General features: G+C 72.7%; 2 protein-coding genes. One reads left to right on the forward strand and one right to left on the reverse strand.

Annotated features, from left to right (window positions below):
• The coding region (locus AC5RV2_RS17570) for an MIP/aquaporin family protein (RefSeq protein ID WP_494093398.1) at positions 1 to 892 on the reverse strand (892 nt) is incomplete at its 3' end.
• Between the two features lie 251 nt (positions 893 to 1,143).
• On the opposite strand from AC5RV2_RS17570, the gene AC5RV2_RS17575 reads away from it, so the two are divergent.
• Positions 1,144 to 1,862, forward strand: a 719-nt coding sequence (locus AC5RV2_RS17575; RefSeq protein WP_494093399.1) for an ADP-ribosylglycohydrolase family protein, incomplete at its 3' end; no start/stop codon positions are given.

Genomic DNA, 1,862 nt, shown 5'->3' on the forward strand with positions numbered 1-1,862 from the left:
GGCCGGCGGCCGCGGATCCGGCCGCGCCTCCGGTGGACACCGTGCCGGCGGAAGCCCCGCCGGCGGCAGTCTTCCCCTCCACAGGCTCGCCGGTCGTTGCAGCCCGTGCATCGCCGTCGTTGGTTGCCTTGCGCGCCCCCGGCACCAGCTCGGCACTGCGGTAGAGCAGCCCGGCGATCACCGCACCGAGCAGCGGGGCCGCCCAGAACAGCCACAGTTCGCCCAGCGGGCTGCCGTCGGCGAAATACACCGCGGCCGTGGAGCGGGCGGGGTTCAGGCCGGCGTTGGAAATCGGGAGCATCACGGCGGTCAGCACGCCGAACGCAAGCCCTACCGCGTACGGGGCGCTGCGGAGCCGGTCCAGGGACGAGGTGGCACCGAGGTAGACCGCCACGAGCAGCCCGGTGGCGATGGTCTCGGCCAGGAACACCCCCGCCATCGAGAAGCCCAGTTCGTCGCCGCCGGCGTAGCCGTTGGAGATGGACGTGAACACGCCGGCCGACTGGGCGCTGACCGGGTGGCTGCCCATGATCACCCAGAGCACGACCGCGGCCAGCGAGGTGCCGGCCAGCTGCGCCAGGATGTAGGGCAGCACCGACTTCCAGGAGGTCCGGCCGGCGAGCGCGCTGCCCAGCGTGATGGCCGGGTTGAAGTGGCCGCCGGAGACGTGGCCGAACGCAAGCATGCCGGCAACGACAGCCAGGCCGAAGCCGAAGGGAACGCTGAAGCCGCCCTGCGGATTGAACATGCCGATCCCCAGGGCGCCGAAAAAGAGCAGGAACGAACCTGCCACTTCGGCGCCGATGCGGGCCGAGTAGCTGCGCCCCTCGCCGAGCCGGGGCGGGGCGGCGTGGACGGCCGGAGCCGGTGACGCGGGGTGGGCTGCTGCCATGGATACTGTCCTTCTGCAGGGCCGGCCAGCAGCCGGCGGGTTACTCAAAACTACTCCACTCTGGCATTGGGGTCTGTGAAAACGCTGGGTGCTGCCCGGGAAGGACGCCCGGCGAAAGGCCCGGTCCCACGCCTAAGCTGGTAGTCGTGACTAACGATGCCCCGCTCCCCGGTTCCCCCTCCGCCGACGCACCGGACTTCGCCGGCAGCGCGCCGCCCCCTCCCGGCGCCATCCAGCCCGCTCCCGGCGCCGTGCCGCCGCCGCCCGAGACCCAGCCGGAGACGACGGCCCACGCGGTGCCGGAGTTCGCCTCGCGGGTGCGCGGCTGCCTGCTCGGAGGCGCCCTGGCGGACCAGTTGGGGGCCGGCGTCGAATTCGACTCCTTCGACGCGATCGCCGGGCGCTTCGGGGCGGACGGGCTGCGGGACTTCTCCCAGCTGGCGGAGCCCGGCCACTTCTCCGACGACACGCAGCTGACGCTGTATACCCTCGACGGGCTGACCGAGGCGCTGGAATGGGCCAACGCCGGTACCGCCGCCGACGAAGCCGCCTGCCTCTGGCTGGCTTACCTGCGCTGGTACGCCACCCAGGAAGGCCGCTATCCGGACAACGCGCCGGAACCGCAGCCGCGCTGGATCGACGAACAGGAGGTGCTGCACGCCCGCCGCGACCCCGGCGCCGACTGCCTGTCCGGCCTGGCCACCGGGGAAATGGGAACGCGGGCGCGCCCGGTCAACCGGGGCTCGAAGGACTGCGGCACGGTGGTCCGGTCGGCTCCGTTCGGGCTGCTGCCGTTCGTCGACGACCAGACGGTCCAGCGGCTGGCCACGGACGGCTCGGCGCTCACCCACGGCCATCCGACGGCGCACCAGAGCGCGGCAACCTTCGCCACGCTGATCCGGCTGCTGGTGCACGAACAGGCCACGCTGCCCGGCGCCGCCGTGGCCATGCTGGCCCGCACCGAGCAGGA

This window comes from Arthrobacter sp. Y3225116 (genome assembly GCF_059091245.1).